Source organism: Prevotella micans F0438, assembly GCF_000243035.1.
Classification (GTDB): domain Bacteria; phylum Bacteroidota; class Bacteroidia; order Bacteroidales; family Bacteroidaceae; genus Prevotella; species Prevotella micans.
Genome location: NZ_JH594522.1, coordinates 242,897 through 249,227, shown reverse-complemented (window position 1 = coordinate 249,227; position 6,331 = coordinate 242,897). Strand labels below are relative to the sequence as shown.

Genomic DNA, 6,331 nt, shown 5'->3' with positions numbered 1-6,331 from the left:
GCGGGCTGGAGTTTGTCCCAAACAGAGTCTGTTTTGCGCCAGCGGGCTGGAGTTTATCCCAAACAGAGTCTGTTTTGTGCCAGCGGGCTGGAGTTTGCCCCAAACAAAGTCTGTTTTGCGTCAGCGGGCTGGAGTTTGTCCCAAACAGAGTCTGTTTTGCGCCAGCGGACTGGAGTTTATCCCAAACAGAGTCTGTTTTGTGCCAGCGGGCTGGAGTTTGCCCCAAACAAAGTCTGTTTTGCGTCAGCGGGCTGGAGTTTGTCCCAAACAGAGTCTGTTTTGCATCACAGAGTGCCTGCGGTCGAAAATCAAACTTGTTTTTGCGTCCCAGAGTGCCTGCGGCCAAATATCAAACTTGTTTTTGCGTCCCAGAGTGTCTGCGGTCGAAAATCAAACTTGTTTTTGCGTCCCAGAGTGTCTGCGACCGAAAAAATACGCTTGTTTATGTCATCCGGATATGCTTCGGGCGTCGGCTCCCCACATAAGTTTATCTCGCAGGGTTGAAAAATAATCGTGCCCGCGCTGTTTCACTATCCTTATTTTATGGGGCGCCTTGCGAATGATTACCGTTGTGCCCTCTTTGAGTTTTTCAGACCGACCGTCGATGGCGACGAGGAAATTATGACTGCGACTTTCAACGTCGAGCCTTATTTCGACATCCTCGCTCATTACAATCGGACGAATGTTTAAACTGTGCGGCGCAACGGGCGTTAAACTGAACGTGCCGGTTTGAGGAATAAGAATCGGCCCGCCGTTGGAGAGCGAATAGGCCGTCGAACCGGAGGGGGTGCTCACCACGAGCCCGTCGGCAAGATAAGTAACTAGAAATTCGCCGTTCAAACTGGCTCGGATAGAAATCATCGACGCCGTGTCGCGTTTCAGAATAGCGATGTCGTTCAAGGCGTATGGGTTGAAATCCACGGGTTTGTTGTCCAGACAAAGCATCATAACCGACCGCTCATCTATTTCAAGCCTGGAAGAGATTACATCGCCGAGCACGTTGCAAATATCGCCCGGAAGAACGTTGGCCAGAAAGCCCAGCCTGCCCATGTTTACTCCGATTATGGGCGTGCCTTTCGTGCCCACCTCGCTTGCAGTTTTGAGAAATGTTCCGTCGCCGCCCATCGAAATGGCATAATCGGTCGTAAAGTCATATTTCCCAAACGCGTCCGTGAAATTCATGCTCTCGCGAACCGCGCGCGGTAGTCCGTCTAAGAAACTCTGCTCAAAATACACTTCAGCTCCGCTAGCAACCAGGAAGTCGGCTGCCGCTTGAACATATTTTGCTTCGAGAGCCTTGTATTTGCTTCCGAAGATGGCAAAGCTCAATCTCTTTTCAGTCATTCGTTTTGGTTTTGAATTCTTTTAGTCTTGTAACATCCTGAATCGTCCATAATAACTACATTTGCAAGCACTTTGGGTTGCAAAAATAGAGTTTTTATCACTAACGTTTTATATCCTATGGTAAAAGTTTATGAGTTCTTGGCCACCGGTTTCGAAGAGATAGAAGCCTTGGCCCCGGTAGACATTCTTCGTCGTGGAGAAGTTGAAATCAAAACCGTGAGCATCACCGGCAACCAACTTGTCGAGTCGGCCCACGGAGTTACAGTTAAAGCCGATATGCTTTTCGAGGAAGTTTCGGATTGGGCGAGTGTCGACATGCTCCTCATTCCCGGCGGAATGCCCGGCGCACAAAACTTGAAAGAGCACGAAGGCGTGAGACGCGTCGTGCGCGAACAAGTTGAAGGCGGCCGACGAGTTGGAGCCATCTGTGCCGGTCCGATGGTGCTCGGTGCAGCCGGAATATTGAAAGGTAAACGAGCCACATGCTATCCCGGCTTCGAGGAATATCTTGACGGAGCCGAATACACCGGCGAACTGTTCACCGTCGATGGAAACATCATCACCGGCGAAGGCCCCGCAGCCACACTTCCTTATGCCTACAGAATCTTGTCGTTCTTCAAAGACGAAAACACAGTTTCGAGCATCGAAGACGGCATGCGCTACACTCACCTGATGAATAAATAGATTCGGATGAGCAACTACGCTATTATCGTAGCCGGCGGAAAAGGCCTTCGTATGGGCGGAGATGTTCCAAAACAGTTTCTGCCTGTCGGCGGGAAACCTGTACTGATGCGTACCATCGAAAGATTCCGCGAATACGATGAAAAGCTTAACATAATCCTGGTTTTGCCTGTCCAGCAACAGGAATATTGGAATAACCTCTGCCTGGAATACTCCTTCCGGGCAGAGATTCGTATCGCAAACGGCGGCGAAACGCGCTTCGAATCATCGAAAAACGGACTGGATGCGATTCCTTCAGACGAAAGCGGATTGGTGGCCATTCACGATGGAGTGCGGCCATTCGTTTCCATCGAAACAATATCTCGATGCTTCAATGCAGCAAGTGCGCATGGCGCTGCGATTCCGGTTCTGCCGGTTGTAGAATCGCTTCGCGTAGTTGAACCGAACGGCGAGAGCAAAAATGTTCTCCGAAGTAATTATCGAATGGTTCAAACTCCGCAGGTATTCCAAATCGGTCTGGCTAAACAAGCGTTCGCGCAAGAATATAACGAGGCGTTTACCGACGATGCTTCGGTTATCGAGAGCTTCGGGCATTCGATTGCGATGGTCGATGGGAATCGCGAAAACATTAAACTAACCACGCCCTACGATTTATCGGTGGCCCAAACTATAATCTAATAACCTTGGCAAGTATTCTGGACCAGAACATAATGTATCTTACCGGCGTAGGCCCCCGTCGGAAGGAATTGCTGGATAAAGAACTCGGCATCCGAACCTATCGCGACCTGCTGGAATACTATCCTTATAAATACGTCGACCGTTCGAAGATTTATCTTCTTTCAGAGATTAGCCACGACATGCCCTTCGTACAAATAAAAGGTCGGATTCTTAGTTTCGAGGAATTCGAAATGGGCAAACGAAAGAAACGCATCGTGGCTCATTTCTCCGACGGCCATGGAATGTGCGATCTAGTTTGGTTCAACGGCGCGCAATACATTTATAAAAACTACATCATCGGGAAAGAATACATTGTGTTCGGAAAACCGAGTGTCTACGGCGGTCGTATTCAATTTACGCATCCCGACATCGACGACGCATCACAAATCCAGCTCGACAACATGGGCATGCAACCATTCTACGTAACTACGGAGAAAATGAAGAAAGCAGGAATAACTTCGCGAGCCATCGAGAAAATGACTAAAACACTCATCGCAAAACTCGCAGAACCTCTTTCGGAAACTATTCCGGAATTCATTATCCGTCCACTACGTCTTGTGAGTCGCGACGAGGCCATGCGAAAGATTCATTATCCCAAATCGGCCGAAGATACTCAGCGCGCTCGACTGCGATTGAAGTTCGAGGAACTATTCTATGTCCAACTGAATATTCTTAGATATGCAAACGACAATCGGCGAAAATATCGGGGATATAATCTCAAACGCATCGGTGCACAATTCAATTGGTTCTATTCACATAATCTGTCATTCGAACTCACCGGAGCGCAAAAGCGAGTGATGCACGAAATACGAAAAGACATGGCCAGCGGTAGACAAATGAACCGGCTCCTTCAAGGCGATGTAGGTTCCGGAAAAACTCTCGTGGCGCTTATGGCAATGCTCATCGCAATCGACAACGGATTCCAGGCATGTCTCATGGCACCCACCGAAATACTGGCCGAACAACATCTACAGACGGTAAAGGAGTTCCTTCAGGGAATGAATGTGCGAATCGAGCTTCTCACCGGAATAGTCAAAGGAAAAAAACGTCGCGATGTTCTAGATTCATTGGCAAATGGCACTGTGAATATCCTCATCGGAACCCATGCTATAATCGAAGACAATGTGCGATTTCATAATCTCGGATTAGCCGTCGTCGACGAGCAACATCGTTTCGGAGTTGCACAACGAGCCAAGCTCTGGAACAAAAATGATAATCCGCCTCACGTTCTTATTATGACCGCAACACCCATTCCGCGAACGCTCGCGATGACCATCTACGGCGACCTTGATGTTAGTATAATTGATGAACTTCCGCCAGGGCGCAAACCAATTGAAACCATTCATAAATATGATAATCAAACTACGAGTCTATATAACGGAATCAGGCAGCAAATACTCCTTGGTCGGCAAGTCTACATCGTCTTTCCTCTCATAAAGGAAAGTGAGAAATCCGACCTAAAGAATCTCGAAACCGGCTACGAAACCCTGTGTGAAGCATTCCCGGAATTCCGGCTCAGCAAGATTCATGGGCAGATGAAAGACAAAGAAAAGGAAGCCGAAATGAAAAATTTCGTATCCGGACAAACGCAAATCCTCGTAGCAACAACGGTGATTGAAGTCGGAGTGAATGTTCCCAATGCAAGCGTAATGGTCATTCTCGATGCGCAGCGCTTCGGCCTCTCGCAGCTACATCAATTGCGAGGTCGAGTAGGGCGCGGAGCCGAGCAGAGCTATTGCATACTTGTGACAAGCCATAAGCTAACCAATGAAACCCGTAAACGCATAGATATAATGTGCTACACCAACGACGGATTCGAAATTGCTGAAGCTGATTTGAAACTCCGAGGCCCGGGCGACCTCGAAGGAACACAGCAAAGCGGAATAGCTTTCGACTTGAAGATTGCCGACATAGCTCGCGACGGACAAATAGTGCAGATGGCACGCAATGAAGCACAGAAAATAATCGACGCCGACCCCGATTGCAATAAAACCGAGAATGAAATACTATGGAGAAGACTAAAAGAGTTAAGAAATACAAATATAAACTGGGCGGCCATCTCCTAATCCATCCCCTTCATATTCTCCACAAGCCCACTACAACAAAAGGAGACACAAACAATAATAAACTAAATACCAGCACTAATTACCACATTCTCAACAGTAAATAAAAACTGTTAACCACTTCGCCTCTTCATGTCGAACTTTTTACCTTTGCCACGTCCCTAAGAAAAAGGTTGGCCATTTGTATCGTTCAACTCACTACCCTAGAGACAATGACTGACTATTTATTTTCAGTCTGTTTTCGAAGCCGAAACAAAAATAATTGAACATGAATTTAAAAAACATAGTTAGAACTTTTACGGTCTCTTCACTCCTGTTTTGCGCACTGACACCCGCATCAGCACAAGATTTGTTAGCACGACAAGCACCCGTAGACCGTCGAACAAGTAGCCTCGACACAATTGCAATCAATCGCCTACGCGAAGTAGAAGATATTAAAGAACCGGCAGCCGAGCTCTATAATGATTGGAATAATCGCTACGCACATCGCCCCGGAGTAGTGCCAGATGTTTACAAGATTGACCTTCGAGGATTCAGTATGCCCACACCGAGCCGAGTTATAACAAGTAATTTCGGACGCCGATGGGGACGCCGCCATCAAGGACTCGACATCAAAGTATATATAGGCGACACCATCCGTGCAGCTTTCTCTGGAAAAGTTCGTATGGTGAAGTATGACGCCAATGGTTATGGAAAATATATAGTCATTCGTCACAACAATGGTTTAGAAACTATATATGGCCACCTGTCTAAGCAACTCATACACGAAAATCAAATTGTGCGCTCCGGACAGGCCATCGGGCTCGGAGGAAACACAGGACGCTCAACCGGTTCACACCTTCATTTTGAGACACGTCTTTGTGGAGTAGCCCTCAACCCAGCATTGTTCTTTGATTTCCCCAATCAAGACGTAACCGGCGACTACTATGTATACCGTAAGAATAACATCGACAGCGAATCGGCCCGTGCTACAGCCCTTCGTGGTACAGCAGCAAGCCTTGGCTATTCGCGCGAAAACATTCAAGGTAAACGCACTACTGCCCCAGCACAAAAATCCGCTGAAGTGAAACAAGCACCAGCTGCCGCCGATTATTCTAATCGTGAATCGCGTACAACACCAAGCAACACCAGTGCACAAATACTCTACCATAAGGTGGTTGCCGACGACACTCTTGAATCAATCGCCCAACAATACGGTATAACCGTTGAGCAACTATGCAAACTCAACCATCTCGGCAAATATTCGAAAGTCGTGAAAGGGCAGATTATCAGATACAGCTAGACTGTCCTAGACTGAAAGTAAGACCTTATTATATTCATCATCCAAATCTCACCCCTTCCCACCCTTCTTAACACATGCAACAGTTAGCATTAACATATCAAGGCAAAGAAACTACACAGAGAAATTTCGATTTCTCTGTGATTTTTTCGTCTGAAAATTTGGTGGGTTCGAAAAAAGTGCTAACACACACACACACACACACACACACACACACACACACACACACACACACACACACACACAC

General features: G+C 47.3%; 5 protein-coding genes. 4 read left to right on the top strand and 1 reads right to left on the bottom strand.

The annotated features are described in order from the left end of the window. Positions 1–447: 447 nt before the first annotated feature. Positions 448–1,344 carry an NAD kinase gene (locus HMPREF9140_RS05570; protein ID WP_006952452.1) on the bottom strand — a complete coding sequence of 299 codons (897 nt, stop codon included), beginning with the start codon at positions 1,342–1,344 and terminating at the stop codon, positions 448–450. Positions 1,345–1,461: 117 nt separating this feature from the next. On the opposite strand from HMPREF9140_RS05570, the gene HMPREF9140_RS05565 reads away from it, so the two are divergent. From HMPREF9140_RS05565 to HMPREF9140_RS05550, 4 genes are all read left to right on the top strand, one after another. Continuing rightward, positions 1,462–2,028 (top strand): DJ-1 family glyoxalase III, encoded by a 567-nt coding sequence (locus HMPREF9140_RS05565; protein ID WP_006952451.1) that lies wholly within the window; start codon positions 1,462–1,464, stop codon positions 2,026–2,028. Positions 2,029–2,034: 6 nt separating this feature from the next. After that, the gene (locus HMPREF9140_RS05560) at positions 2,035–2,703 is read left to right on the top strand and encodes a 2-C-methyl-D-erythritol 4-phosphate cytidylyltransferase (protein WP_006952450.1); all 669 of its coding nucleotides are present in this window, start codon (positions 2,035–2,037) and stop codon (positions 2,701–2,703) included. A gap of 5 nt (positions 2,704–2,708) precedes the next feature. After that, positions 2,709–4,808: an ATP-dependent DNA helicase RecG gene (gene recG / locus HMPREF9140_RS05555; RefSeq protein WP_081474518.1), complete on the top strand. Its 2,100-nt coding sequence runs from the start codon at positions 2,709–2,711 to the stop codon at positions 4,806–4,808. A gap of 265 nt (positions 4,809–5,073) precedes the next feature. Next, on the top strand, positions 5,074–6,087 hold the full coding sequence (locus tag HMPREF9140_RS05550; protein ID WP_006952443.1) for a M23 family metallopeptidase: 1,014 nt from the start codon (positions 5,074–5,076) through the stop codon (positions 6,085–6,087). Positions 6,088–6,331 lie beyond the last annotated feature (244 nt).

Excerpts from the sequence above, each read along its gene's own strand:
- HMPREF9140_RS05570 (WP_006952452.1), bottom strand. The coding sequence starts at position 1,344 with ATGACTGAAAAGAGATTGAGCTTTGCCATCTTCGGAAGCAAATACAAG.
- HMPREF9140_RS05565 (WP_006952451.1), top strand. The coding sequence starts at position 1,462 with ATGGTAAAAGTTTATGAGTTCTTGGCCACCGGTTTCGAAGAGATAGAA.
- HMPREF9140_RS05560 (WP_006952450.1), top strand. The coding sequence starts at position 2,035 with ATGAGCAACTACGCTATTATCGTAGCCGGCGGAAAAGGCCTTCGTATG.
- HMPREF9140_RS05550 (WP_006952443.1), top strand. The coding sequence starts at position 5,074 with ATGAATTTAAAAAACATAGTTAGAACTTTTACGGTCTCTTCACTCCTG.